Raw genomic sequence first — 25,831 nt, forward strand, 5'->3', positions numbered from 1 at the left:
GCCTACATAGCCCCCGTCGAAGGAACGGCGAACGGGGTCATAGTAGTGGACGGGGCTATGGCAGGTATCGGAATCACTGAGAATCCGATTACTCTTGAAGTCCGTGATGGGCTTGTGACTCGTATCTTGGGCGGCCCGGCTGCCCGGCAACTCGAGGATCTCATTGCTCCTCTTGGCGCCCCGGCCCGCAACATCGCCGAGCTGGGCATAGGGACGAATGATCGCGCCAGGCTCACTGGCCGGGTGCTCGAAGATGAGAAGGTAATGGGCACGATCCACCTCGCCATCGGGGACAACAGTCACTTCGGAGGGAAGGTCGCAGTCCCGAGCCACCTCGACGGGATCATACTCTCCCCGACGCTGGTGATTGACGGCAAGAGCGTGATGGTAAACGGTGAACTAGTAAGTTGATGAGCTTACCCGCGCGCGGCTGCCGGTAACCTTGCGTGAAACCAATGCTATGGTGGGGCGTCCTTCGGGACGCCCAAGAGTCCATGCACGCGATGGGGGTGAACCGCGCATGAAAGAACGCGTTCGAATCATGCCTGGCGGACGGCCTCCTGACGTCGACGACAAGGATGTAGTCGAGGCCATCCTCACCGAGGTCGAGTGGGAAGAAGAGGGTATTCCCGAGTCTCCCCTGACCGGATGGTGGTCGGACAGGTGGGCTTCGCCTGCTGGCAAGTCTGATCTGGGCTGATGGGCATGTCGCGCGCGGGTCCTGTTGGGTGGGGGCGCGAGCCCGGGGGACGGGCGAGATGCCCCCGCTCCCCTTTAAGAGGTTTGAGTGCAGGAACCAAGTTACCTGCAAAGGAGTATGCTTTGACCTCATGATTCCCAGACTCTGTTGGAGGGGGGTGGTCTGGTGAGGGAGTTCATCCACCTGCATCTGCATACGCAATACTCCCTCCTGTGACCGGACGGGGCGTGTAGGACTGACAGGTTGGTGCAGCGCCTATCGGAGCTGGGCATGAGCGCCTGTGCCATAACCGATCACGGCGTCCTCTTCGGCCTTGTGGACTTCTACCTTAGATGCCGGGAGAAAGGCATCAAGCCCATACTCGGGTGCGAGGTCTATGTGGCCAACCGCACCCGCCACGACCGGACTCCCCACGTGGACGATGACCCCTACCACCTCGTGCTTCTCGCGGAGAACGAGGTGGGCTATGCGAACCTGCTCAAGCTGGCAAGCCTCGCGTTCACTGAGGGTTTCTACTACAAGCCCAGGGTGGACCGAGAGTTGCTGGCCTCCCATTCGAAAGGGATCATAGCCCTTTCCGCATGCCTTTCCGGGGAGGTCGCCTCGCTGTTCACCCGGGGACAAGAGGATGCGGCTGTCAGATGCGCGCAGGAGTACCTGGACATCTTCGGGGCAGACTCTTTCTTCCTCGAAGTCCAGGCCAACGGGATCCCGGTTCAGCACGAGGTGAACCAGTTTCTCGTCAAGACCGCAAAGACCCTTGGCCTTGGGCTGGTCGCCACAGGGGATGTTCACTACCTGAGACAGGAGGATGCTCGGGCCCACAGTGTCCTCTTGTGCATTCAGACCGCGACGAACGTGGATGATCCGGGTCGCCTGAAGTTCCCTACGAAAGAGTTCTACCTCAAGTCCGCCGATGAGATGTACAAGCATTTCGCCGAGATCCCAGAAGCATGCGAGAACACGGTTCGCATCGCGGACAGGTGCAAAGTGGATCTGGACTTCGACACGGTCCACGTGCCTCAGTTCTCGCCACCGCAAGGCCGGACCACAGGGGAGTACCTCAGGTCGCTCTGCGATGAAGGAGCGGCGCGGAGATTCGGCCTCATCCCCGATGAGGCGAGACACAGGCTCGACTACGAGCTCGGTATCATCGACAAGATGGGATACTCCGGGTATTTCTTGATAGTCTGGGACTTCATCAGATTCGCCAAGAGCCGAGGTATCTATGTCGGGCCAGGCAGGGGCTCCGCCCCGGGGAGCCTAGTTGCCTACTGTCTCGGGATCACAGACATAGACCCTCTAAAGTACGGTCTCTTCTTCGAGCGGTTCCTGAACCCTGAGCGGGTTACCATGCCCGACATTGACATCGATTTTTGCTATGAGCGCCGGGGTGAGGTCATCGACTACGTAGCGCAGAAGTATGGCGCGGACAAGGTGGCCCAGATCATCACGTTCGGGACAATGGCGGCGAGGGCTGCCATCCGCGATGTCGGGAGGGCGCTCCGGTTCAGCTACGCTGAAGTTGACCGAATTGCGAAACTGGTCCCGGCTGAACTCAACATGACCATCGACCGCGCGCTTGAAATGGTCCCCGAGCTCGCGGCAGCCGCAGCTGAGAATGATAGGGTGAATCTTCTCATAACAATCGCCCGGGCATTGGAGGGGCTGCCGCGACACCCATCGGTGCATGCGGCTGGAGTGGTTATCTCCCGGGATCCCCTGACAAACCACGTCCCACTCTACAAGTCTCCTGAAGGTGTGGTCACCACACAGTTCGCCATGGAAGATCTGGAGAAACTCGGGATCGTGAAAATGGACTTCCTGGGTCTTCGAACACTCACGGTCATTGGCAAGACAGTGCAGATCATCAAGCACACCAGGGGCAAGGATGTGGACATGGACGCCATTCCTCTCGACGACCCCGAGGTCTACGAGATGCTCAGGCGAGCAGACTCCGCAGGCCTGTTTCAACTGGAAAGCGGGTTGTTCCAGAACTTGCTCCGGGAGGTCAAGCCCACACGATTCGAGGACATCATAGCCATCGTCGCTCTGGGCCGGCCCGGACCCATGGTGATGACCGGGGACTTCGTCCGCGGCAAGCATAATGAGGCGTCTGTGACCTACCCGCACCCGGCTCTCGAGGGAATTCTCAAGCCCACCTATGGAGTTATGCTCTACCAGGAGCAGGTGATGCAGGTCGCAAGCGAGTTGGCAGGGTTCACTCTGGGCGAGGCTGACCTTTTGAGGCGGGCGATGGGCAAGAAGAAACCGGAGGTCATCGCGGGATTGCGAGACAGGTTCGTCGAAGGAGCCGTTGGAAGGGGCGTTTCCCGACGTGTGGCGGAGGAGATCTTCGCACTTATAGAGCGGTTCGCTGGGTACGGGTTCAACAAGGCTCACAGCGCAGCCTACGCGCTCATCTCCTACCAGACTGCATACCTCAGGTGTCACTACTACACCGAGTTCATGGCAGCTACACTCACGAGCGTCATGGGATCCAGTGACAGGGTGGCGGTATACATCGACGACTGCCGAGCGAGAGGCGTGCCGGTGCTCCCTCCCGACATAAATGAGAGCGTTGTGGATTTCACTGTTGTGGGGGAAGGGATCCGCTTCGGCCTCGGGGCGGTGAAGAACGTAGGGAGCGCGGCTGCTGACGCAATCATCCATGCGCGGAAGTCCGGGGGACAGTTCCGATCGATCGCGGACTTCTGTGAGCGCGTGGACCTTGCAGCTGTGAACCGCAAGGCTCTCGAGAGCCTGATAAGGTGTGGTGCATTCGACTCATTCGGCAGAAGAAAGGCACTGCTGGCAGTGATGGATTCCGTTGTGGACCAGGTCTCTGCTCGTCAGCGGCAACAGGTGGCGGGGCAGACGTCATTCTTCGACCTGTTCGACCAGCCAGGTGAGTTCGGAACTGAGGCGGTGGTCCTGCCGGACGTCCGCGAGTTCAGCCCCGAGCAGGTTCTGGCGATGGAGAAAGAACTCCTGGGGATCTATCTGTCCGGGCATCCGCTCGACCCCCTCCGCGACATCATATCCGGAATCTCCACGGCGTCCGCGCGCGATCTCGGTGGTTTCGCAGAGGGGAAGGAAGTGACCCTCGCGGGAATCATACTCTCGAAGAAGCAGATCTCAACCAAAGACGGGCAATTGATGGCCTTCGTCCAACTGGAGGACCTCACGGGGCAGGTTGAAGTGGTCGTTTTCCCGAGAGTCTTCGAGCAGTGCGCACGAGTGATTGCGCCGGACGCCCGCGTGTCGATCCGCGGCCGCGTCCACTTCAAGAAGGATGAGGAGCCGAGCCTTGTGGCGGACCAGGTGTGTGCTCTCACTGGTCCGAGGAGTCCAGAAGGAAAACGGCCAGGCGCATAGAAGATCGGAGATAATACAGAAGCAGGGACCGCAATTCGAGGGGGCAGGCGCTATGTGGACAGTCGTGTATATCGCACCAAACAGGTCGGAAGCAGAACTCGTCAAAGGCCTGTTGGAGGGCGAGGGGTTACTTGTGATGCTGAGACCCGTCGGCGTGCCCCACCTGGGCGACGCGGCGAGCGTGGAAGTTCTTGTCCCCGAGGCCGAGGCAGAGGAGGCCCACGATATCCTGGACACAGCTACACCATAGACCAGTAAGGATCGGACCAGGGCGGACTGGAGGAGTCATGATGAGGAGGATTGCAGTTCTGACGAGCGGAGGAGATGCCCCGGGCATGAACGCCTGCGTGCGGGCGATTGTGCGAAAGGCCCTCTACCATGGCCTTGAGGTCGTCGGAGTACGGCGCGGGTTCCACGGTCTCATACAGGGAGACTTCATGGAGCTCAAGTCCAGATCAGTAGGGGACATTCTCCAACGCGGAGGCACGATTCTGAAATCGGCGCGAAGTGAGGAGTTCAAGACTGAAGAGGGACGAGCAAAGGCACTCCTCCAGATCAGAACTTATGAGATAGATGGGCTCATCGGAATCGGTGGCGACGGGACCTACCGTGGGCTGGATCTTCTGGCGAAGATGGGTGTGCCGACTGTGGGTGTTCCAGGGACCATAGACAATGACATCGGATCGACGGAATACGCCATTGGGTTCGACACTGCGTGCAATACCGTCATCGATGCTGTCAACAAGATCAGGGACACAGCTACGTCTCACGAGCGGACTTACGTCATCGAGGTCATGGGGAGGAACTCTGGCCACATAGCGCTCTACGCCGGCCTTGCCGGAGGGGCCGAGAGCATTCTCGTTCCCGAAATCGAATACGACATCCAGGAGGTGTGCAACCGAATTATCCAAGGAGCCCGCCGGGGAAAGAGCCACAGCATCCTGATAGTAGCTGAGGGCGTGGGTGGGGACCCCGTCGCGGGCCGTCAGGCGTCCGAAGGGAGCGCGTACCGGATCGGGCAGCAGATCAGCGAGATAACCGGTTTCGAGACCAGGATCATTGTGCTTGGTCACATCCAGAGGGGCGGGGCCCCGTCGGTTCAGGACCGCATTCTGGCCACCAGGTTTGGTGCCAAGGCCGTGGAAGTCCTCCTTTCAGGAGTCACCAATGCAGTTGTGGGGATCATCGGAGGGGAGATCAGAGTCTTCACAATCTCAGAAGCCCTGGCCATGAAACGCGGAATCGACATGGACTACTACGAACTCGCGAACGTACTATCCAATATGTAGGCAGACCTTATGGAATCCAACCCGTTCGGCAAGGGCTGGACTTGGGGAATACCATGTTACTGATTACGGCAGAATATCACCTTGAACGGCGGAATCTAGGTTGGGAGGGCTTGTCGTGAAGGCGACTGGCATAGTTAGGCGCATCGACGACCTGGGCAGAGTGGTCATACCAAAGGAGATACGTCGAACCCTCAGGATCCGTGAAGGAGATCCCCTTGAGATATTCACTGATCGAGACGGGGAGGTCATCCTGAAGAAGTACTCGCCCATGACGGACCTGAGCTTCTTCGCGCAGGAGTACGCCGACTCCCTGCACGACTCCACTGGGTGCATCGCGCTGATCGCGGACGAAGACGAAATCGTGGCCGTGGCCGGTGCTCCCCGGAAGCTTTACTATGAGAAGAGGATCACCGAGCAGGCCCAGGAAATCATGAAGGCAGGCAAGACCTTGATTGCGAACACGCCCGGGGAGAGCCCTGCGGTGGAGAATGCGCAGTTCGCAAGCCAGGTGATCGCGCCAATCACAGTGGGCAACGACCCCGCGGGACTCGTGATACTGATGTCCCGGGAACCCAGGCAGATGGGTCCGACCGAGGTCAAGCTGGTGGAGACGGCGGCAGCTTTTCTCGGCAAGCAGCTAGCTCACTGAGACACAGACAGCTGGCGCCGGCCGCGAGTCCTGTGTGGGCGCGTGCGCCGGGGCCAGTTGCGGCTGCCCTTGAGACGTGATAGAATAGAGCAGCGCCGAAGTGGCGGAATCGGCAGACGCACCTGACTCAAAATCAGGCGGGGTCACACCCATGGGGGTTCGAGTCCCCCCTTCGGCACCAGTTATGTACGGATCCTTATCTGGCGCGGGTTTGGAGGACTCCAAGGGGGCGCTTGATAATCATTTGGTAATCAGCACGTGTGGAGGATGTCGCCCATGACCTGGGCGGCATCTCTTTGCATGGTGGGCGTCACATGCGAGTACCGGTCAAGCGTCATGCTGATGTTGGAATGGCCTAGTCTCTCCTGGACGATCTTCGGGTTGGTCCCGTGGGCAAGCAGGAGCGTGGCGCAGGTGTGACGCAGATCGTGAAATCGGATCTTCTTGACCCCGCAAGCCTCTATCAGCTGCGTGAACTCCCTCTGCCCGAAGTTGTTCATTTTAAGGGGATCCCCCGTCTCCTTGGCGAACACGAACCCATGGTTATGGTACATTGCACCGAGCCTGAGGCGCTGCTCGTTCTGCTCGGCCTTGTGACGTGCTAGCAGTCTTGCCAGTCCTTATCATACGGTAATCGCTCTGCCCCTGCCAGTCTTGGGCGTGCCCATGACTGGGTCAGGGCCCGCTTTGATGAGTGTGCGCCGAACGGAAATCAGCCGGTTTGTTGGAGTTGCCCCGATTTCGTGGACAGGTTGATGCTAGGCAGCTGAGACCCGACTATCAGTTTCGCTTTGGAAGTTCCGCCTCCTCTCGAACTCCATGGGGCTGAGGTACTCCACAGTCGAATGCCGGCGGCGGCGGTTGTTAGAATCCCTCGATGCACTCGAAGATCGCTGATTTAAGAGACTGTTTGGTCGGCCAGCTGCGCCGGTCAAGCAGTTCCGTCTGCAACGTGGCGAAGAAGCTTTCTGCCGCCGCATTGTCGAGTGCGTCGCCTACGGTTCCCATAGATGTGCAGATGCCGGCGTCTTTCAGGGTTTTTCCGAACGCCAGGGCCGTGTACTGCGCCCCATGATCGGAATGGCGGATGACCCCCGGGGAGGGCCGGCGTCTCGAGACGGCCATGTTCACGGCCTCAACCGCGAGTTCGGCCACCGGGCGCTCCCCCATGGCCCAGCCGATAACCATGCGCGAGAAGGCGTCGATCACTGCAGCCAGGCAGACCTTGCCTTCGTCCGTCCCGTGTCCGGTCATGTCCGCAACCCACAGACGGTTGGGAGCCGGCGCCGTGAACTGGCGCTGAACAAGGTCTGGCGCCAGTTCGTGTTTGGGGTTGCGGCGGGTGAAGCCACGGTTTCGCTGACGGTGAACACCGGCCAGGCCGGACTCGCGCATCAGGCGCGCTGCCCGTTTCTTTGAGCGCCGAACACCCCGGCCGATGGCCGGCTCAGCGTGGACTCTGGGGGCTCCATAGGTACCCTTGCTGCCCTGATGTATCTCCAGGATCAGCCCCATGAGTTCGGCGTCCCTTAAGGCGCGCGCTGACAGGCCTCTGGTGCGCCACGCATAGTAGCCGCTGGTGGAGACGCCCAGTGCTCGGCACATCGTGGCCGCCTTGTGATTGGCCTTCTCGGCCTCGACAAGCCGAAACGCCGCTGCCGGGTCCGGCCGGTCTCCTTGGCAAAGAAGGCCGCGGCTTTTTTTAGGATCTCGCGCTCCTCAAGCAGAATCCGATTCTCGCGCCGCAAGGCTCTGAGTTCCTCTCGCTCGGATGTCGTCAGCCCATTGCGTTCCCCGGAGTCGATCTCATCCTGTTGGACCCACCTGCGAAGCGTATCGTCGCATACTCCCAGGTCTTGAGCGATTTGCGCCACCGACTTGCCACTACTGCGGACCAGTTGAACGGCCTCGGCCCTGAACTGCGGTGGATGCGGCTTCCCCGGCATGTGGACACCTCCCCTTTGAGTCTACATCCCGAACCTTTAGGTGTCCACGAAACCGGGGCAGGCTCAGAGTGGTGACGCGGGACTTCATCCACAACGTGCTGAACGAGAAGACCGGGTTGTGGGACCCGAAGGCGGATCCCTTCGACTCGACCTATTGGACCGAGCCGACGTACCTCTGGTACAACGGGATGGGCACCACGGAGATCTACCCGATTGGATCCAAGACCGACCCCAAGAGCAAGATCACGGCATTCAAGCCGCTGACGACGGTCCTGCCGGTCGATGCCCAAACGGGGAAGATCATCTTCATGAACCCTCGGCGTCCTGGCTAAGACACGCAGCGTCGACAAGGCCATTGCCAACGGCATCGAGGCCGCCAAGCAGGCCTACTCCGGGGCGTAGAAGGAGAAGACCATCACGGGTTACTTCACCCTGAGCCACGACGTGACCAAGGCTAAAGCGTTGACCTGCGTCAACTGCCGCAGCAGCCAGGATTACCTGGGGCTTAAGAACCTCGGATATTCGCCGACGGAAGTGGGCCGCCTCACCGATGACAGCAAGCCGGCGTATAAGTAGTCTTCACCGTAGGACAAAGCAATCAGCTCGGGACGAAGCCTCGGATACCTGATGGCGTCCGGGGCTGGTTGTCGCGTTGACTGGTTGAGACCTGTAGACAGTCTTTCTCCCAAGCGGTATAATCTAAACAGTTCTTTGGTCTTTTTGGAGAAGGGCGTACCCCGGGACGGTGCTCGGGTTGAAGCAAGGGAAAGGGCGAAGCCGGATGAGGATTGCCTTCTTCACGGATTCTTTCCGGGAGAACCTGGGGGGGCTGACTCGCGCGACGATTCAATGGCATGACCGGTTGGCGGCGGCCGGACACTCTGTGCGGGTTTTCTGTCTGAAGCAGACGGAAGGTTCGCTGCACGCCGGGGATGTGTTTGAGGTGCCTGCAGTGTCTTTGCCCGTGGTCGTGGACTTTGCCCCCGACTCCAAGCTCGCTTGGGGATACGCCGTCGTGCGGAGGGAACTGGTGACCTGGCGGCCTGACGTGGTCCACCTGCACACTCCCTGGCCGGTCAGTTGGCTGGGGCTCTGGGCCGCCCGTTCCCTGAACTTGCCGGTCGTCGCCACCTACCACGCCAATCTCGAAGCCGCCGCCAGCCTGCCTGCCGGGCGGGCGTTGAGCGCCGCAGCCGGCGTCTTGGCGCGAAGCCTTTACGGTCGCTGTTCCGTCGTCATCGCCCCCACGCGATTCGCGGCAGCCAGCTTGCGGGCGCTGGGAGTGCGGAGCCCCATCGCAGTGATTTCGAATGGCGTGGAGCAGGAGCGGTTCGCCGCGGCGCGCTTGCGGGTGGCCGATCGTCGGCGTGGGACCTCTGCATTCACGGAGTCCCGGCCGGTGACCGTCCTCTATGCCGGTCGCCTGAGCCCGGAGAAGGGGATCGGTACTCTGCTTCGGGCATTGCAGTTCGCTTTGGCGGAAGAACCGAGGTTGAGCGTACGCTTCGCGGGGGACGGGCCGCTACGGGGAACGGTCGAACGGGAGCTGAGGGGTGAGTTGTCTGCAGGACGCGTCACAATGGCAGGTTTCGTTCCCTGGGGGCGGATGGCGGAGGAGTACGCCCGGGCCGATTTGCTCGTCCTGCCGTCTCCTCATGAAACCCAGGGTCTGGCGGCTCTCGAGGCCATGGCGGCGGGGCTGCCGGTCGTCGGGGTAAACGCTGGAGCCTTGCCGGAGACGGTCGTCCACGGCGAGAGTGGGTTGATCGTGCCGCCCGGCAATCCCCGGGCTCTGGCGGAAGCCCTGCTGAAGCTGGCCAGTGACGTCAAGTTGCGGCGCCGGTTGGGAGCACGGGGAGCGGCGCTGAGTGCTGAACACGACGCGGCCCGGTGCCTGGATCAGACGGTTGAGCTGTATCGTGCGTTGAAGGCGGCCCGGCCAGCAGCCTTGGAGAGAGGGGCATGACCCTGGAATGGCTCACGGGAGTCGGCGGCTGGATCGGAGTGGGGTTGGGGTTTGCCCTACAGGCGGCCGGGGCGCCGGTGCCCTCTGTGCTCCTGTTCCCGGCGTTGGCTGCCCTGGCGGAGCATACCAGGGTCCCTTGGTGGATCTCTGGTGGGGTGGCTGGAGTGAGCGTCGCTTGTGGGCATCTGCTAAGCTATGCCGTTTTCACCATCTTGGGGCAGCCCTTGCTGACCCGGTTGACGGAACGAACCCCGGCGTTACGGCGCCCGACCCGACGGGTCCGGCACCTCCTTGCGCAGGGACGTTCCTGGCTGCCGCTGCTTGGGCTGCGCTGGTTGGGCACCGGCTACAGCCAAGTGTTCTGGCTGTTAGGTACCATGCGGGTGTTACCTGCCATGCTCTTGGGCTCTTTGTTCTTGAATGATCTGGTCTGGGCATTGGCATGGGCATACGCCTGGACGGCGTTGACCGGAAAATTCTAAACGGGGAGGATCATGCAATGAGCGCGGTAATGGAATTCGCAGGCGAGGAAATCGTACGGAGAACTTTGCGCTATGCGGCCCGCAACCCGGAGCAGAACCTGCCTACCTTGCTGGCCTGGGGCGAGCGATTGGCCTCCGGATCTACGCAAAAAGAAGCAGTGCGAGCGGTTCGGCGCGCCTTGGAGGAACCGGAAGGCAACTGGCGACGGCTGACCCTCGCTTTGCTGAAGCAGACCAAACCCGAGATCTTGGAACGTCTGGCGGTCAACCTTTTTGTCCGGAGTTTCTTTCTCGGCGTTCCTCGCCAGCAGGCGGCCGAGAAGCGCTTGGACGCCAACGTTCCGGCAGCCCTCCTGATAGACCCCACCTCCCGGTGCAACTTGCGCTGCACCGGCTGCTGGGCCGGCGACTACCGGCGGACCGACGATCTTGAACTCGATCTTTTGCGCCGGATTCTCGACGAGGCCCGGCCGCTCGGCGTTCATCTGATCGTGGTCTCCGGCGGGGAGCCGCTCGTCAGGAAGGGGGACCTGCTGACCTGGGCCCGGGAATACCCGGACTTTGTGTTTCACGTGTTCACCAATGGTACTCTGCTGGACCGGGAGTTCGCCGCCGGAGCGGCGGAGGCCGGTAACTTGACGTTCGCCTTCAGCGTGGAGGGGTTGGCACAGAACACCGACGCCCGGCGGGGCCGCGGGGTGTACGACAAAGTCCTTCAGGCCATGGCCCTGTTGCGGGAAGTGGGTGTGCCCTTCGGCTTCTCTGCCACCTACACCCGTCACAATGTCCCCGAACTCAGCAGCGATGCCTTCATCGACGCCATGGTCGAGCAGGGCTGCTGTTTCGGCTGGTTCTTCACCTATCTGCCGGTCGGGAGTGACGTGGACTTGGACCTCATGGCCACTCCGGCCCAGCGGGCGGAGATGTACCGGGCGGTGTGCCGTTTCCGGCAGACCAAGCCAATTTTCCTGGCCGACTTCTGGAACGACGGGGAAGCGGTACAAGGCTGCATCGCCGGTGGCCGGAGATACTTGCACATCAACGCGGCCGGAGAGGTGGAGCCCTGCGCCTTCATCCACTATGCGACGCACAACATCCGGAACTGCACCCTCGAAGAGGCGCTCGCCTCCCCTCTCTTCCAGGCTTACCGGGCGCGTCAGCCATTCAACCAAAACCATTTGCGGCCTTGTCCGCTGCTCGATAACCCTGATGCCTTGCCGGAAATGGTCAGAACTTCCGGGGCCCACCCGACGCAACTGCGCCTGGCGGAGCCGGGGGAGTTGGCGCGGCAGCTTCATCCCTACGCCGAGGAATGGGGGCGGCAAGCGGACGGTCTGGTGCGGGAGAACGATCGGACGCCTGAGGACGCTGGGTTGAAGCAGGGAACGGTACAGGCATGACGGAGATCGGTCTGGCTCTAGGCGGCGGGGCGGCCAGGGGACTGGCGCACATCGGGGTTCTACGGGAGTTGAAGGAGGCAGGCATTCAGATTTCCTGTCTAGCCGGTTGCAGTTTCGGGTCTTTGATTGCCGCTGCGTACGCCTGCGGCACGCTGGCCGAGGTGGAGGATTTCTTTCTGAACCTGAACCGGACTGACCTGGTGCGCTACTGCGATTTGGTCTTCTCCGAGGGCGTGGTCGGGGGGCAAGTATTGCTGGCCGAACTGCGCCGGCTCACCCTCGGGCTGCACTTCGAGGATCTTCCCCGGCCCTTCGCCGTGGTGGCGACAGATTTGGAAACGAAGTCCAGGGTGGTCCTGCGCCGGGGATCCATCGCTGAGGCGGTTCGTGCCAGCATGTCGGTGCCGGGGCTTCTGACGCCGGTCACGCTGGAGGGGAGGACCCTGGTGGACGGTGGACTGGTCGAAATCGTCCCGATGGGAACTGCAAGGCTGCTTGGCGCGACCCGGGTCGCAGGGGTGGACGTATCCAGCCACCGCGACGTATGGACCAGGGCGGCGACTCGGGCCAGGCGCTCAGTCCGGGGTTTGCAGCGCGAATGGCGGCGGGTGGCGACGGCGGCGAGGGGGCTTTGGCCGGTGGCCCTGCAGGAACCGGAGAAAACGTTTCCGGAGAGTGCCAGGCCGGGGTGGGGGATGGTCCGGACCGTCCTGACGGCATTCGACATCACCGAAGCGCGCCTGCGTTCGACGGGTCCGGAGCAGAGTGCGGACATCATCATCCGTCCCCGCGTCGAGCAGGTGCATGGGCACCAGTTCTACCGGGCGGCGGAACTGGTCGCCGCCGGTCGGGCGGCGGTCCGGGACTCGCTTCCGCTTCTCCTGACGGAGGATCACGGGAGACTCGCAAGGCTGGGATAGGGGTGTGGCAGTGCGCTCTGTGGTGGTGACGGCAGTGGGGGCGGCGGTTCCTCAAAGAATCCTGACCAACGAGCAACTATCGAACATTGTCGAGACGAGCGAGGAGTGGATTGTCCGGCGGACCGGCATCCGGGAACGACGCATCGCTGATCCAGGGACCGCCACCTCGGATCTGGCCGTTCTTGCCGCCAGAAGGGCGCTTGCTCGCGGAGACATCGGACCTGAGGAAGTCGGCCTTATCCTGGTAGCCACCAGCACTCCCGATCAATTGATGCCCTCCACCGCTTGTTTCGTCCAACACGCTTTGGGAGTACCCCAAGCGGCCGCTCTCGATGTCAATGCGGCCTGTTCCGGCTTTACTTACGCCGTGGCTGTTGGCCGGCAGTTCATTAAAGCGGGTACTTACAACACGGTTCTGGTGATCGGCGCGGATCTCATGTCCAGGGTAATCAACTGGCAGGACCGGGCGAGTTGCGTTCTTTTCGGCGGTGGAGCCGGTGCCGTGGTGCTGCGGGTCACCTCTACTCTAGCCCGTCTCCCTTTCACTCTCTCCTGGGAGCTGACGGCTCCGGGGCGGGGCTTCTTGAAATCCCGGCGGGGGGCTCGCGCCGGCCGGCCGTGGCGAGTCTCCACAACCCCTTGAAACCGGCGGAGGCGTTGACAGCAACTCCACCCAGTGCGACGTTGGATAACTCCGAGTAGGCGGTCAGGGCGACCAAGCGAAACATGGCCGGGTTCGACGCCTCGGTCAGCTACTTCCACGGGTGGGAAGACGTCCCGGATGTAAGGCTTGACCTAGGCTCCGGCCAACTGAATGCCTACTATCCCGCCGTGGACCGGGTCGGCCTCGACCTGGTGGGAGCGGTGGGCGATGCCGGCCTCTGGCTGGAAGGGGCCGTCAGCCACCAACCGGAGACGGACCGGAAGTATCATGAAGTCATCGCAGGCGCCGATTATACCACACGCCAAGGCCTCTACCTGGTGGGCCAGTACTACCGGCTGAGCGAGGGGCATCCTCTGGCCCTGGGCGAGGTGCGGGATTACGCCATGGTGGTCGGGCGGAAGACCGTCGGCGACAGCCTCACCGTGCAGGCGGGAGGCGGCTACGCCTTCAAGGGTGGCGCCACGGCCTGGCTGCCGGAGGCGACCTACAACCTGACCGACGGCACGGACCTGGTGGTCGGCTGGGTGGGCACGCCTAAGGACGCTGCCGATCCGCTCTTGAAACAGGCGCCCAGCCAGGCATATGCCAAGCTAAAGCTGAGCCTCTGAATTGACGGACAAGCCGCCCCCGGGTAACATAGAGGGAGAAGGGCGAGGGGGATAGACCGGAGTGCTGACGAACCGAAGCAAAGAGTTTCTCGAAAAGGTCAAGGAACTGCATGCGGAGACACAGGAGCCGATTCACTACACCACCGTAGCCGAGCTTCTGGGCGTCAGCCGCTGGACTGCCTACGACATGCTGAAGGCCTTGCAGGAAAAGGGCTACTTGCGCTCGGAATACTCGTTGGGTGCTTCCCGGGGCAAGAGCGGCGGGCGATCCCAGGTGTTGTTCGCTCCTACCGAGAAGTCCTTGCAGGCGGAGCCGGCCGCACAGGCCGGCTGCCCTGCGGACTGGTGCGAGACGAAGGACCGGGTGATGCAGTTCTTCCAGACCGTCGGCGGCTTGAAGCCGCAGGAGCTTCTCGACCGGATCCTGCGGGTGCCCAACATCGAGACCCCTTTGGTCTTCTGCGCCTATGCGGCCGGCCTGTTGGTGACCTTCGCCCGGACGCAGGCCTCACGCCGGGTGGCGTGGCTTAAGGCGATGCTTCTCCGATTCACGCGGCCCGAACTCGGCTTGGCCGGCTTCGCCGGGACACTCTTGGGCCTGCTCGTCACGGCGGTCGAGCCCCTGGGGATGGAAGACAGCCTGCTCAACCTCGTGGAAAAGTTCGAACAGAAACTGGAGCAAATGTCGAGACAGGAAAGGCGTCTCCTGCTCGATTTCGTGAAAGACGTCCTTCTGGCGTCGGAGACCGCCTCCTGACCCTGAGGCGTGACCGTCCGCCCTACACCTGCCCGGACCTCAGAATGGAAAAGAGGGGCCACAACCCGAGAACCAGAGCCGCGAAAAAGCCGATCCTTCCCAGCGGCACCCGGAAGACCTCGTTCCCCCCGGTGCGCTCGAGAAGCGACGTCCCGACGATGATACCGGCGGCGAGGATGCTGACGGCCAGACGATTACCCATCACGGTGAGGCGCTCTACGGCCGGTTCCAGTCCCTCGTGAACGTGGCGGACGGTGAGTTGGCCCCGGCCGAGTTTCTCCAGAACCCGGCCGAGTCTGACCGGAAGGTTTAGCACCGTCCTGCGGTAGTCTGCCAGCTCGTTCTCGTACCAGGCCTTCACCTGTCTCCAGGAAAGGCGCTGTCGGGCCAGAGCCTGTCCGAAAGGTTCGGCCACTTCCACGATGCTCAGAGTCGGATCGGGGCGGCGGGCAATGCCTTCCACGGTGGTCAGGGCTTTGGCCAGCAGAGTCAGGTCGGTCGGGATACGCAACCGGTGCTTGAAGGCCAGTTACAGCACGAATTGCATGGCCTCGCCTACGTTGAACTCTTTGAGCGGGACGTGATAGTACCGGCCGATCTCCCGCACCACATCGCGCCGCAGCTTGGTCAGGTCGGTTCCGGGCTCCACAACCCCCAGAGACGCCATGGCGGCCACGATTCTGGCGGGATTCCGGTGTACAATCCCCAAGACCAGACGTACGAGCTTACGCTTCGTCCATTCCTCGAGTTGACCCACCATGCCCAGATCGAGGAAGACGACCCGTCCTTCCTCATCGACCAGGAGGTTGCCGGGATGCGGATCGCCGTGAAAGAAGTCATCGACGAAGATTTGCTTGAGTAGGGCCTGGATGAGGGACTCGGCAATCGCCCGGCGACGTAAGCCCCTCTGCTTCAAGCGCTCGATCTCGGTGATCTTCGTCCCTTCGATGAATTCCAGGACGAGTACCATTTGGTCGTGTACTCGTGATAGACGCGGGGGAATCTCACCCCGGGTTGCTCGTCGAAGTTGTGACGTAAATGGTCGGCGTTCTGCGCTTCGAGCAGGAAGTCGAGTTCCTCTTGGAGTATCCTCGCAAACTCCTCGACGGCGCCGGAGAAGTTGTAGAGTGCCGCCCAGGGAGAGCGCCGCTCCAGCATCCCGGCGACTTCCGCTTCGATGTCAGTATCATCGAGCCCTTTTCGTACCGAGGCGTGACTAGCTGGAACAGGATGGCGGCTCCCTGTTGATCCAACGGCAAGTACCCGATCTCGTTGACGATGAGGAGCCCAGGAGCCAGATGCACCTTCATCCTGCGTTCAAGGCGGTTCTACCGGTCCGCTTTCTTGAGGTCCGCGATCATGTCGTGCGCGATGATGAAATAGACGCCCATGCCCTGGGATATCGCCTCCAGGCCCAATGCCACAGCCAGATGGGTCTTCCCGGCTCCAGGGGAATCGGCCACATGATGCTCATTATCCTCGGGATGTGGTCGTCTTCTATCCCTGGCATTCCCTCTTTGGGAAAACCGTCAGTGTGTTGCGCACCCACACAGTCGACGGTTCCCTCCAATTCGTTGTTGAGCTTCCGGACGGTACGCTAACGCATGTGCCGGCATGGGTCACCGACGCCCAGGCGGCCAGTGCGAGTCTGGTGGACGCACCTGTTTGCTCCGCCACATCGTTGGCCCAACTGGCAAGGGTAATTGCCTTTGCCCAGAACAGGATGATTCGATATTGCGTGCACGCCAAAGGGAACTTGCTGGTCCACAAAGACCAGTGAGCAACGTGTCTGACTGCCTGTATTGTGCCGACTCCTCCTTGGAGCGGCTTCGAGCCCGCCTCGAAATCCTTCTTGTACTGCGCTCCTCCGCAGGCGGGCAATCAGGCCAAGGATTACCGCCACGGTCCCTTCGACGCCTTCCTGCATAGTTTGGATAACGAGAAGGAAGGCAAGCTCATGCCAAAGTCCCTGGTCTTGCCGAGTATCCGGGCACATCGGCCATGTCGCGTGCTCTCGCTTCATTGCATATGGCGAACGACACCTCGCCGACGGGGAACGGAGGAGGAAAACCCGTGAAACGGATCTCCCTGGCGGCCGCAATCAAACGAATACTCTCCGGCCCCGCGCTCATGAACACTCTATTCGTCGTGGGGGTAATCATATGGGGCGGAATCTGCCTTAGACTCGCGCAGTCCCCGGCAGCGCCCACTCGACTCCTCTCGTTCGCGGCAGGGTATTTCCTTCTGCTTCTCAAGATAGGCATGACGTTTCGTTTCGGCCCCGCTGAACTGGCCCCCTTGCGCAGGTGCAAGTCGGTCGGGGCGGATCTGGCCTTTGCGGCGGTTCCTTACGACATCAGCATGTACCTCGCGCACCCGCCAGTTCAGAGGTTCTCGGTCCTACGGGTGAGCAACCCGGGCTGGATCTACCTGATGCTGGGAGGCATCACTTTGCTGGTATGGGCTGTTCATCTCTTCCCCTCCACAGTCGCGGAGAGCAACCCCACTGATGCGCAGATCGGATCCTGCGCCGTCGTGGGCAGCTCCTTGTACGCCCTTCGGTTGGTCCTTTACTCTTTCTGGGGGTGAGCCCGCATGGCGAGCGGATATGACGATCTCCTCATACTGGTAGCTGCCGGAGGATTCGCCGTAATCGCCGGGCTCGGCACGCGTTTCCTGCTTCTTTCCCTGCAGACGAGATGGAACGCCGCTGCGGAGAAGTTCGCCCGGAAGGATAAGGCAGTCGTCCAGGAGCTAGTGGGCAGTGCCGAGAGTGTTGTCGGGGGGCTGCTGACCAGTGCAAGGAGATGGAAAGAGCAGTATGCCGAGACAGGCTTCCATCTCCTCATACTGGAGGAGCTATGTCAGGTAGCTGCCCTCTTCCACAGTGCGGTCCCGCAAGATGAAGAAGGCTTCAAGGCCTCCATTACCAAGGTGCTCATGGTCGCCGTTCATTCCCTGCTGCCCACCAGTTCTGACGCACGCGCCGAACTGCTGATATATGACGGCCACAGCCTCGTTCAGTACTGCGCGTTCGTCCCTGACGGCGCACCTCCCTTCTCCGGCGCTCCGATAACCCCCGGCCAAGACGCGGCGGGCATCTGCTTTGTTGAGAAGAAATCGGTTATAGCTGAAGACTCGCGGGCGGTTCCCGCATCAAACGTCTCGGGGCACGTGGGGTGCCGCAGCCTTCTGTGCGTGCCGTTTCCGTCCGCAAACGGCGACCCCGCAGGTGTCCTGTGTGTCGACACACTCGCCCGGGACTACTTCAACGAGCAACATGCGAGGATGCTGGCGGCTGTGTCCAACCTGGTTTTCTCCATGTGGAGGACTTGGAGGACCCAGACGGCGCCTGGATGGTGCTTCCCCTACCATGCGGATGTTCGGGAGGTGAATGTAGATGAAGTACGTGACAGTTGCCTCGCAGAGGGCTGCAGCGTTCTTCCATGGCCCGGACGCCCACACGGGGCCTGATTACAGGGATGTCTACGCGGATATGATGGCGCAGGTGAATCCCAAAGACGTCATGCTAGATGATGAGGCAAAACAGATCGTCGAGGGTCTCCGAAGGGTCAAGGAGATCCTGAAGAATGAGTACTGATGTCACCGAGGGCGCACGCACTTCAACAACGGATGCAGGATACGGCCCCCTCTTCAGAGAACATATTCGCTGCGAGAAGTCCCGCCCCGCACGAGGATGCCTGACCGCTTTCTCTTCCTGGGAGGTGGAGGCTTCTCGCATTGTGCCTTGTGCTGTCAAGCCAGCGCGTCTAGAGGGACTTCTTCAACGTGAAGTAGTGGGTTCTAATGACTCCCTCGCTGAACATGACCGCATAGCTCACGTCGTACCCTTTGCCGCGAAGGCCGATGCCGCCTGAGTAATCCGCCGCGTCAAGGTTGAGTTCCGGGCCCATGGACACTCCGGCTCTCAGGGCGAGGCTGGGTGTAATCCAGGCTTCGAAGCCGCACGACACATTGCCGATCTCCTGTTCCGTCGAGCCTATTCCCTGCACGTCCGCAGCGACTGTAAACCTAGAGCCTGCCCGAAGGCTCGCCCCCGCTGAGTAGACCGGGGCGCGCACATCACCTTCATCCTCCTCAAGCCTGTCCAAGGATATGTCCCTCGCAAGCACGCCCAAGGACAGTGCCCCATAGCTCAGGACCAGACCAACGTCAGCGGAGAGTCCGCCCCGCTCTTTGTCTATCGCCGGGAAGTCCTCGCCCCCGAGCATCCGGTACTTGAGCCCTACGCCCAACGCGCCCCAGCTGGCGAACTGCTTTCCCACCATATAGCTCAGAGTGTGTGAAGAGGAGACCTCCTCACCCGCTTTCCATCTTACGTTCGCCCACCCGAGGCCCCCGGCGCCTGCCTCGCGCTCAACGTCGGTTACCGTGACAAATCCCAAGCCCCCTTCTTGCGTGATGTTGCCGAGTCCTCCACCCAAACTCAAGGTAAGTGTCTTGTCTCCGAGCCCGAAGGCGGCAGGGTTGGAGTATAGTGGGTTCGGCTCGTCCCACACCGCCACGTACGCGTAGCCCATGCCGATGAGCCTGGCGTCAGGCAAGAGAGGACTCACAGCCGAACCTGAATCCCAGGGCATGGGCACGGAAGCCGCGCACACGATAGCGGAGGCCATAACCAGAACAAACACCGTGACTGCAGCGAGAACCATGCTGATTGGCCTCACTGATCTGCCTCTCAACTGGCCACACCCCTTTCGTGCTGCTGATTTGCCCGGTATCCAGGGGGCAGGCTACAGAATCTTGGGGGTTATGAAGATCACGGTCTCGGTCTCAGTTGCAGCTTTCTTGGTGCTGCTGAAGAGCAAGCCCACGACAGGCAGATCGCCCAGGAGCGGGACCTTGGACTTGACCTCGTGCTCAGACTTGAGGTTCAGTCCTCCTATGACGATGGTCTCTCCATCTTTGACCCTCAGGGTCGTGGACACGCTTCTTCTGTTCACCTGAGGCAGCCCGCCCGACACCGCGACCGCGTCGCTTACCTCTGGCTGAATCTTGATGAGTATCTCCCCATTGTCAGAGATTCGCGGCGTGAACTTGAGGGAGATCCCTGTCCGTATCGTCTCGAGCCTCGTGCTCGTGGTGCTGTCAGTACTCGTGTCAATGACCAAGTACTGGTCTCTGCCCAGGAATATCTCTGCAGACTCGCCGTCGAGGGCCGCAAGTCTCGGCGTGGCGTGTATCTCGGCCTTGCCGTCGTCCACAAGCAGTCTCATGGATGCGACTACACTCTCAAGCCCGCCCTGGATAGTGAGTTTGCCGCCCCATATGCCTCCTACGAAATCCACGAACCCCGAAAGAGGTATGGCGGGATCGGACTCACCCCGGCTGCCCTGATAACGCCAGTCGGTCTTGAACGACTTCCCGGTGTCTGAGGAGACCTCAACTACCAGGACTTCCATCAGCACCTGAGGTATTGGGCGGTCGATCTGGGCAAGATCCTCCTTGATTCTCTGTATCATGGCGCGGGAGCCCGTTATGACGAGAACGTTGTCTGTTGTGCCGACTTTGACATACGGTGTGAAATGGTCAGATAGAAGACGGGCAGCGTTCTCCGCCTTCACGTACTTCAACTTGACAACCTCCGTGTTGCTCAGAAGTGCGAAGGTGGGGTTGTCGCTGGCGGCGGAGCCCACCAGATAGTAGTCGCCGATCTTGACGAATGTGTACCCGCCCGGCGCCAGGATCATCTCGAGTGCCTTCTCCAAAGGCACCTCATTGAGTTCTAGGGTAACCCAACCTTCGACGGTGTAATCTGGGATTATGTTGACTCCTGTCTGCGCGGATACGTCGCGGAGCACGCCGAGTATATCAGCGCCGTCGAAGACATTCGTCACCAGTATCTCTTGGGCGCCAAGAGGTTGCACGCCGAAGGCTACGCTGAGCGTCATGACAAAGACGATGAAGGCTGCGAGACTCGGCCTCCTGAGTTCTCTGACCGCAGGGTGCGACATTGAGATCCTCCTCCAATCTATCAGGTAACCACCCGGAAGGAGCTGATTGATACATCTGCTCTTAACTCACTTGACAGCGAAGTTGAGAGTCGCGTAGGCCGGTGTTTTGGCCCCATATCTCACGGCGACCTCAAGGACGTACTCGCCGACTTCGAGGGGCTGTGCATAGGTCGTCCTGAGGATCCTCTCCCCGCCCGGGAGCACCACGTTCTCAGACTCCCCGAGGTCTGCGGAGTAGACTTCCACAAGCGACCCGGGACCTATATACTCGAGTCCGGGAACACTCTCGGGCATCACGCGTTTGAAGAGGGTGAAGACCGTTGACGGCTTAAGGTGAGTCGTGCCGGTGTTTCGAAGCGTAGCCTCGAACACGTGGCCAACGGAGGGTCCGCCGTCCCGTAGGTCCAAACCAGCAATCTCCGCCTGGGGCGGGCTCTCCTTGCCGACTGTCAGGAAGACTGTGGTTCCAGCCTCTCCAGTCCAGCCGGCGCCGTCCACCGGAGTCGCCGCGAACACGAGATCGGCGTACTTCCCGCCCGCTTCGCCCTTTGGAATAGATATCACAATTCTGACAACCTGTCGTGATCGTGGAGCCAACTGAAGGCTCGCTGGCCGCAACTCAATCCACTGCGCGCAGCTGGATTCGGTCTCGGAGAGACCCTCCTGAACCAGTTCGCCTTCGACGTCATATTCCAGCGGCAGGGGCTTCCCCTCGACTCGAATCGCCTGGTCCGACTTGTTCTCGAGCACGACAGACCGAGCCACTACGGCCCCGGCAGGATAGCTCAGAGCTACCTCCGACGGCTCAGCAGTGAACGGGGCAATCACGGTCTGCCTGATTCCCTCTGCGTCGGCGGTCGCGCCTGCTTCAGTCGGACCTACAGTGAACGGGACTTTCGCCACTGCCGGCCTGGTCCCGCCGTACTTGAACGCCAGGTCCGCTATGTAGTCTCCCGGCTTGAGCCCTGCCGGCAGTATCGACGACAGTCTCACAGAGGCGTCGGGCAAAACCAATCCCCGGCCAGCCCCAAGCGGGATCTGCCTGAGGCGCCTACCTGTAGAATCCCGGAGGGTCAAAGTCCCTTGGACCAGGGCGTGTATGTTGCCTTCGTTTTTCACCTGCGCGGAGAGCATCAAGGCATCGTTTCCGTAGGCGCTTGCCAGGCGGTCGTTCTGTGACGCGCTTTCGAGCGTGAACCCCTCGATGTTGATTAGTCGCTTCACCCTGGGAGATTGAACGGAAAGCTCGACTACGGTAGCCATCCTATGGACGAACCGTGCAGACGCGAGTGCCGTGTCTCCCGGAGCGCGCTCATCCGGAACCAGCTCCATCACTACTGCCGCGTACTTTCCCCCGTAGGCCGTTCTCGGGACTGCGACAGTGCCTATCAGCGAAAGGGCTTCGCCGGGACCCAGGACCGCGTTGTCGGTGGACAGTTTGATCCAACTCGCACATGAGTGCTTGGACTCCCCCAATTCGACTACCTGGTAATCTCCGTTTGGCTTCTGCGTCAAGTCCATCGTCTTGACCTTGAAGCGGGCCGTTGAGGACTTGCTCTCGTTGATCAGCAAGATCGTGAAGGTCCTTGTGGAGCCGGGGGACACTGAGAGCTCCACCCGCAATGGGGTCAGGCTGAGAGTAACCTGGGCGCCTGCGATTCCGCACACGATAAACAGCAGGATAACAAGTATCCCCAATGACCGCCAAGCCCGCGACCCCACACGACACGAGCCCGGTTTCGCCCTCATAGCACTCCTGAAATGCGCTAACCGGGACATCATCAACGTCTGTCTCCTCTCTTATTCGATCAGGGGCGGCGGCGATTGCCTGCCACCCCTGATCACCAGGCATGTTACTTCACCCCTGGGGTGATATGGGCCTGCAATGAAGGACTGTCTGCCGATTCCCTCAGTCTCACGATACTGACCTCTAGCCGGACAATGTCAGTTACTACTGAATCAGATCCGCCCAGCCACCGGTCGTCGGATCCACCCAAGGCTTCATGGTCTGAAGCACCAGAGTGATGGTGGCCGTGTCCTCGTATTCGCAGGCACTGTTGCACTCCACGACCTGGATCTTGTTCCAGAGTTTCCACGACAGTCCTGCGTGGAGAGCAGCGGAGTCTGGAACCAGGTCATCGTCGTTGTTCAGGTCAGCCGCTCTCACCCAACTTGATGATGTCGGGGCGGGAATCGTAGGTCCGAAGGCATACCAGGTGTCGATGGTCTGCTCGACACCGCCCGTCCCCTGGTAGGCGAGGTCTGCAAAGCCATCGTAGTTGATAGCCACGGCGCCATTGCTCTTCAGCGTGGCGGTGATGCAGTCAGTCGCGTATGTGCCAGGCTTCATGACCCTCCAGTCCCACCTGGTGCCGGAAAGCGACCACTCTATCCATTGGGCGACCGAGGCATGGGTAGTGACATCGACCGTCCAAGTCTGCTTGTTGCAGCTGCCCTGGGCTGTTACACTGGTCCACGCGCGAGCGAGAGCGGAAGCCTGCCCGACCGCCTGGCTCACCCACACGCCGTCCACCAGCTTCCAGGTCTCTTGCTCAATAGCCCCTGGCCATGGCAACTGTGCACCCGCTGGCACAGCCACGAGCGCGATCAGCGCGAGCGCTAGCAGAATCTTCTTCATAGCTGGAGCCAACCTCCTCTACTTACCGGTCTCTCGAAGTTCAGTCTCTGGCTCGGCCCAGCCGAGCCACCTCTCGTTGGTGCGACAGTCCTTCGCTGCTCCCAAACTCCTAGGTCTCTGGATTCGACACCCTGTGTTGCCGCAGGTTTCCGCTCGGCCAAGCCGTCGGAGCCTCGCGTCAGTTGTTACTGGCTGTGAACGTGATCACCCCCGTGTTCTCGTATTCCGCAGACGAGTCTTCCTCGCCCGCGCTTATCTTCGCCCACATCTTCAGAGTCGCCGGCGCGGTCGGGCTCAGCGCGATTGGCGCCACGGGGTCGGAATTGAGAGCATTCGCGCCGATCCACCCGGACAGCTCTACGTCAGTGAGGTCAGTTCCGAAGCCGTAGTAAGCGTTGATCACACTAGTCCCGCCGGTCGAGCTAGTGAGGTCGCCAAAACCCTCGAAATCCATGGACAGGCGGCCATTCCCCGTGAAGCTGATTGTCGTGGCCAGAGTCGCGTATGTCCCCGGTTTCGCAACACGCCAATCAACACGGGATGAGCTCAACGAAATATCTGCGTACCCTGTCTCCTCGACTCTGAGGTTGATTCCGCTAAGTTCGATGGTGGGAGCCCCACCGCCGGATCTGGGCCAGTACCGGAGACTCTCTGATTGCAGGAACTCGTATGAACCCGCAGCTCCGTATCCCGTCGACGATGTGGTGTAGACCTTCAACTTCAGACCAGCGCTCGAGCCCGGTGGCAGATCATTTGCCGCCCCAGTGCTGTTCCAACCCCACGTCACCCTCACCCTGCCGTCCGCACCCCGCGTTATGCCCAGAGTGTCGCTCCCGGCAGCCGGGTTCCCTGAGGGAAGCCTAATGAACTTGGACCCAGCTACTTCGTCGGCCGACAGTTCCGTTCCGAAGACAAGCAGCATCTCGAGCTTGTGCCAATTCGACTCGGTTGTGTTGACTATGGACACCGTCACTTCCCATTCCCCATACTCACCCGGTGGAATTAAGAACTCGCTGGTCGTCGTGTCTTCGGAGATGTTCGCGGTCTTTGCCGCGGCGGCTACGGTGAACCGAGAGTCTACCCTGCTTATGTCCTTGGCCCCCATATTCCCGTCGGCCCGGACTATGACCGGTAGACCTTTGCCAGCCTGCATACTCTCTAGAATACCCGGCCCCGGCAACGGAATTGGGCTTGGTGTCGGCGATGTCCAATCGCCGACAATCGGACTGACCAGCAGATCATACGCCCCCCTGTCGCCTCGAACCTCATCCGGATTCTGTCGCGCTATGACCGACCCGCATGGAGCATTACGCGTTCCAGCCTTGCCCAATAGCAGGTATGCGAGTTGAGCTCCGGCGTCGATGTAGTAGACCCCGGGCGCCGAGAACTGCAGTCTCCCGTCTGCGTCCCTTGCGGTGACTACCGTTACTTCCGCCCGCGCAGCCTCCCCGGGTCCGAGATCCCCAACGTTCCATACGAAGGCATCCCGAAACTGGAGAAGCCCTTTGGTGTCGCCAGTCTCAATCATGGCTTTTCCAGCCGGCCTTCCTGCAAGCGTCGCCCTGAGAGCGGTCCCGTACTCATCTCTTACCTTGACCTGTGTCATGGGCACATCGTTCGGGTTTCTGACGGTGTACACAACCTTCCATTCCAGTCTTCTACCAAGAGGAGCGATGAACAGATCGTTCGACGCCGTGCGAATGCCCTGGGAGACAGGAATGAAGTCCACGGTAAACGCTGCCGTCCTAAGATCAGGCTCAAATGTAGCTGTCGCTCGTATAGGGAGTACTGAGGCCCCTGCCGTGGCGAACCCACCCAGTGCCGAAGTCCCGTCCTGCTCGGCCGTTGCGTAGGGGTTCACCGGCGGAAGTTCGCCCCACCCTATCATAGGGTCCAGCCTAAATACTGTCAGAGGTTGGGCAGACCCCATCACGCTGCCCATGAGAAACAGCCCAATTGCTAGTACGATGGCTATGCATCGCTTCGCCATTGATAGCCCCCCTTGCGCATTGCCACTGCCGTCCCACCAGCGAGATCCAGGGGTTAACATCTGACTGCCGTGCGCTGAGCTTCTATGCCCTCCGGCAGGAGTCCTTCAATAATTTTCCAACAACATGGCGCACAGTTGTTGATACACCGGGATACATTCCCGGACCCTGGTGTGTTTCATCGATTACGCAACGCTTCACAAGCGGAATGCCGCAACGTTGTCGATTAATTTGAGAGCGCCAGCATACGCCCAATTTGGGCCTTACCACCCGCTTCGTACTTCCCTTGAGGCTTATCGCATCGTCGAGGGGATCCAGGTGAAACCTGGGCAGGAAACAGCCGTACGTCGAGACGCTTGAGGGAATTGCGCGGACCGAAACTAGAAAGTCACGGCCTCTGTTCTCTGAGCATCGCGATGTTTAAGTATGTTTTCAGAACTTCGAGGCCCATTCTCATGCTTCACCGGTCCC

General features: G+C 60.8%; 23 protein-coding genes, 1 tRNA gene and 3 pseudogenes. 16 read left to right on the plus strand and 11 right to left on the minus strand.

Translation table 11 applies throughout. The annotated features are described in order from the left end of the window. The 7 genes and pseudogenes from NUW23_07495 to NUW23_07525 all read left to right on the plus strand — a co-directional run. The coding region (locus NUW23_07495; GenBank protein MCR4426018.1) for an aminopeptidase at positions 1-411 on the plus strand (411 nt) is incomplete at its 5' end. 109 nt (positions 412-520) lie between these two features. Then, positions 521-700 (plus strand): hypothetical protein, encoded by a 180-nt coding sequence (locus tag NUW23_07500; protein ID MCR4426019.1) that lies wholly within the window; start codon positions 521-523, stop codon positions 698-700. Positions 701-931: 231 nt separating this feature from the next. Next, positions 932-4,078 (plus strand): annotated as a pseudogene (locus tag NUW23_07505) (DNA polymerase III subunit alpha). Between the two features lie 52 nt (positions 4,079-4,130). Continuing rightward, positions 4,131-4,328 carry a DUF2007 domain-containing protein gene (locus NUW23_07510; protein MCR4426020.1) on the plus strand — a complete coding sequence of 66 codons (198 nt, stop codon included), beginning with the start codon at positions 4,131-4,133 and terminating at the stop codon, positions 4,326-4,328. Between the two features lie 40 nt (positions 4,329-4,368). After that, entirely contained in the window at positions 4,369-5,367 is a 999-nt protein-coding gene (gene pfkA / locus NUW23_07515; protein MCR4426021.1) for a 6-phosphofructokinase, read from the plus strand. Positions 5,368-5,482: 115 nt separating this feature from the next. Then, positions 5,483-6,016, plus strand: a complete 534-nt coding sequence (locus tag NUW23_07520; GenBank protein ID MCR4426022.1) for an AbrB/MazE/SpoVT family DNA-binding domain-containing protein — start codon at positions 5,483-5,485, stop codon at positions 6,014-6,016. A gap of 94 nt (positions 6,017-6,110) precedes the next feature. Continuing rightward, positions 6,111-6,197: transfer RNA gene (locus NUW23_07525), tRNA-Leu, on the plus strand. Between the two features lie 70 nt (positions 6,198-6,267). Here the strand turns inward: NUW23_07525 and NUW23_07530 are convergent. Next, positions 6,268-6,570 (minus strand): site-specific integrase, encoded by a 303-nt coding sequence (locus NUW23_07530; GenBank protein ID MCR4426023.1) that lies wholly within the window; start codon positions 6,568-6,570, stop codon positions 6,268-6,270. 204 nt (positions 6,571-6,774) lie between these two features. Beyond that, positions 6,775-7,962: pseudogene (locus NUW23_07535) on the minus strand (IS3 family transposase). A 68-nt stretch (positions 7,963-8,030) separates the two neighbouring features. On the opposite strand from NUW23_07535, the gene NUW23_07540 reads away from it, so the two are divergent. From NUW23_07540 to NUW23_07570, 7 genes are all read left to right on the plus strand, one after another. Continuing rightward, entirely contained in the window at positions 8,031-8,294 is a 264-nt protein-coding gene (locus NUW23_07540; protein MCR4426024.1) for a hypothetical protein, read from the plus strand. 449 nt (positions 8,295-8,743) lie between these two features. Then, positions 8,744-9,928, plus strand: a complete 1,185-nt coding sequence (locus NUW23_07545; GenBank protein MCR4426025.1) for a glycosyltransferase — start codon at positions 8,744-8,746, stop codon at positions 9,926-9,928. Positions 9,929-10,427: 499 nt separating this feature from the next. Beyond that, the gene (locus tag NUW23_07550; GenBank protein MCR4426026.1) at positions 10,428-11,810 is read left to right on the plus strand and encodes a radical SAM protein; all 1,383 of its coding nucleotides are present in this window, start codon (positions 10,428-10,430) and stop codon (positions 11,808-11,810) included. Next, positions 11,807-12,730 carry a patatin-like phospholipase family protein gene (locus NUW23_07555; protein MCR4426027.1) on the plus strand — a complete coding sequence of 308 codons (924 nt, stop codon included), beginning with the start codon at positions 11,807-11,809 and terminating at the stop codon, positions 12,728-12,730. The genes NUW23_07550 and NUW23_07555 overlap by 4 nt, the downstream gene beginning before the upstream one ends. A 4-nt stretch (positions 12,731-12,734) precedes the next feature. Then, positions 12,735-13,373, plus strand: coding sequence for a hypothetical protein (locus NUW23_07560; GenBank protein ID MCR4426028.1), 639 nt, complete (start codon positions 12,735-12,737; stop codon positions 13,371-13,373). A gap of 83 nt (positions 13,374-13,456) precedes the next feature. After that, on the plus strand, positions 13,457-14,002 hold the full coding sequence (locus tag NUW23_07565) for a hypothetical protein (GenBank protein ID MCR4426029.1): 546 nt from the start codon (positions 13,457-13,459) through the stop codon (positions 14,000-14,002). A gap of 61 nt (positions 14,003-14,063) precedes the next feature. Next, on the plus strand, positions 14,064-14,759 hold the full coding sequence (locus tag NUW23_07570; GenBank protein ID MCR4426030.1) for a hypothetical protein: 696 nt from the start codon (positions 14,064-14,066) through the stop codon (positions 14,757-14,759). Positions 14,760-14,781: 22 nt separating this feature from the next. Here the strand turns inward: NUW23_07570 and NUW23_07575 are convergent, their stop codons facing one another. The 4 genes and pseudogenes from NUW23_07575 to NUW23_07590 all read right to left on the minus strand — a co-directional run bounded on the left by NUW23_07575 (position 14,782) and on the right by NUW23_07590 (position 16,210). Further along, positions 14,782-15,270, minus strand: a complete 489-nt coding sequence (locus NUW23_07575; protein ID MCR4426031.1) for a hypothetical protein — start codon at positions 15,268-15,270, stop codon at positions 14,782-14,784. An 18-nt stretch (positions 15,271-15,288) separates the two neighbouring features. After that, the gene (locus NUW23_07580; protein MCR4426032.1) at positions 15,289-15,762 is read right to left on the minus strand and encodes an AarF/UbiB family protein; all 474 of its coding nucleotides are present in this window, start codon (positions 15,760-15,762) and stop codon (positions 15,289-15,291) included. After that, a complete protein-coding gene (locus NUW23_07585; GenBank protein MCR4426033.1) occupies positions 15,672-15,917 on the minus strand; it encodes an AarF/UbiB family protein in 246 nt (81 codons plus the stop codon). The genes NUW23_07580 and NUW23_07585 overlap by 91 nt, the downstream gene beginning before the upstream one ends. Continuing rightward, positions 15,893-16,210, minus strand: a pseudogene (locus tag NUW23_07590) (ATP-binding protein). The gene NUW23_07585 and the pseudogene NUW23_07590 overlap by 25 nt, the downstream one beginning before the upstream one ends. A 622-nt stretch (positions 16,211-16,832) precedes the next feature. Between NUW23_07590 and NUW23_07595 the strand changes: the two are divergent. Further along, positions 16,833-17,348, plus strand: a complete 516-nt coding sequence (locus tag NUW23_07595) for a hypothetical protein (GenBank protein MCR4426034.1) — start codon at positions 16,833-16,835, stop codon at positions 17,346-17,348. 6 nt (positions 17,349-17,354) lie between these two features. Further along, the gene (locus NUW23_07600) at positions 17,355-18,233 is read left to right on the plus strand and encodes a GAF domain-containing protein (protein ID MCR4426035.1); all 879 of its coding nucleotides are present in this window, start codon (positions 17,355-17,357) and stop codon (positions 18,231-18,233) included. Positions 18,234-18,529: 296 nt separating this feature from the next. Here the strand turns inward: NUW23_07600 and NUW23_07605 are convergent, their stop codons facing one another. The 5 genes from NUW23_07605 to NUW23_07625 form a co-directional block, all read right to left on the minus strand. Continuing rightward, positions 18,530-19,447 (minus strand): hypothetical protein, encoded by a 918-nt coding sequence (locus NUW23_07605; protein MCR4426036.1) that lies wholly within the window; start codon positions 19,445-19,447, stop codon positions 18,530-18,532. A gap of 66 nt (positions 19,448-19,513) precedes the next feature. Further along, positions 19,514-20,734 carry a hypothetical protein gene (locus NUW23_07610; protein MCR4426037.1) on the minus strand — a complete coding sequence of 407 codons (1,221 nt, stop codon included), beginning with the start codon at positions 20,732-20,734 and terminating at the stop codon, positions 19,514-19,516. Between the two features lie 66 nt (positions 20,735-20,800). Further along, positions 20,801-22,432, minus strand: coding sequence for a hypothetical protein (locus NUW23_07615; protein ID MCR4426038.1), 1,632 nt, complete (start codon positions 22,430-22,432; stop codon positions 20,801-20,803). 253 nt (positions 22,433-22,685) lie between these two features. Next, a complete protein-coding gene (locus NUW23_07620; protein ID MCR4426039.1) occupies positions 22,686-23,372 on the minus strand; it encodes a hypothetical protein in 687 nt (228 codons plus the stop codon). A gap of 178 nt (positions 23,373-23,550) precedes the next feature. Next, positions 23,551-25,362: a hypothetical protein gene (locus NUW23_07625; protein ID MCR4426040.1), complete on the minus strand. Its 1,812-nt coding sequence runs from the start codon at positions 25,360-25,362 to the stop codon at positions 23,551-23,553. Positions 25,363-25,831 lie beyond the last annotated feature (469 nt).

The sequence above is a fragment of the Bacillota bacterium genome (genome assembly GCA_024655925.1).
Taxonomy (GTDB): Bacteria; Bacillota; DTU025; order DTU025; family JANLFS01; genus JANLFS01.

Excerpts from the sequence above, each read along its gene's own strand:
- NUW23_07545 (MCR4426025.1), top strand. The coding sequence starts at position 8,744 with ATGAGGATTGCCTTCTTCACGGATTCTTTCCGGGAGAACCTGGGGGGG.
- NUW23_07530 (MCR4426023.1), bottom strand. The coding sequence starts at position 6,570 with ATGTACCATAACCATGGGTTCGTGTTCGCCAAGGAGACGGGGGATCCC.
- NUW23_07625 (MCR4426040.1), bottom strand. The coding sequence starts at position 25,362 with ATGGCGAAGCGATGCATAGCCATCGTACTAGCAATTGGGCTGTTTCTC.
- NUW23_07555 (MCR4426027.1), top strand. The coding sequence starts at position 11,807 with ATGACGGAGATCGGTCTGGCTCTAGGCGGCGGGGCGGCCAGGGGACTG.
- NUW23_07510 (MCR4426020.1), top strand. The coding sequence starts at position 4,131 with ATGTGGACAGTCGTGTATATCGCACCAAACAGGTCGGAAGCAGAACTC.
- NUW23_07565 (MCR4426029.1), top strand. The coding sequence starts at position 13,457 with ATGGCCGGGTTCGACGCCTCGGTCAGCTACTTCCACGGGTGGGAAGAC.
- NUW23_07600 (MCR4426035.1), top strand. The coding sequence starts at position 17,355 with ATGGCGAGCGGATATGACGATCTCCTCATACTGGTAGCTGCCGGAGGA.
- NUW23_07585 (MCR4426033.1), bottom strand. The coding sequence starts at position 15,917 with ATGCTGGAGCGGCGCTCTCCCTGGGCGGCACTCTACAACTTCTCCGGC.
- NUW23_07620 (MCR4426039.1), bottom strand. The coding sequence starts at position 23,372 with ATGAAGAAGATTCTGCTAGCGCTCGCGCTGATCGCGCTCGTGGCTGTG.
- pfkA (MCR4426021.1), top strand. The coding sequence starts at position 4,369 with ATGAGGAGGATTGCAGTTCTGACGAGCGGAGGAGATGCCCCGGGCATG.
- NUW23_07500 (MCR4426019.1), top strand. The coding sequence starts at position 521 with ATGAAAGAACGCGTTCGAATCATGCCTGGCGGACGGCCTCCTGACGTC.
- NUW23_07610 (MCR4426037.1), bottom strand. The coding sequence starts at position 20,734 with ATGTCGCACCCTGCGGTCAGAGAACTCAGGAGGCCGAGTCTCGCAGCC.
- NUW23_07550 (MCR4426026.1), top strand. The coding sequence starts at position 10,428 with ATGAGCGCGGTAATGGAATTCGCAGGCGAGGAAATCGTACGGAGAACT.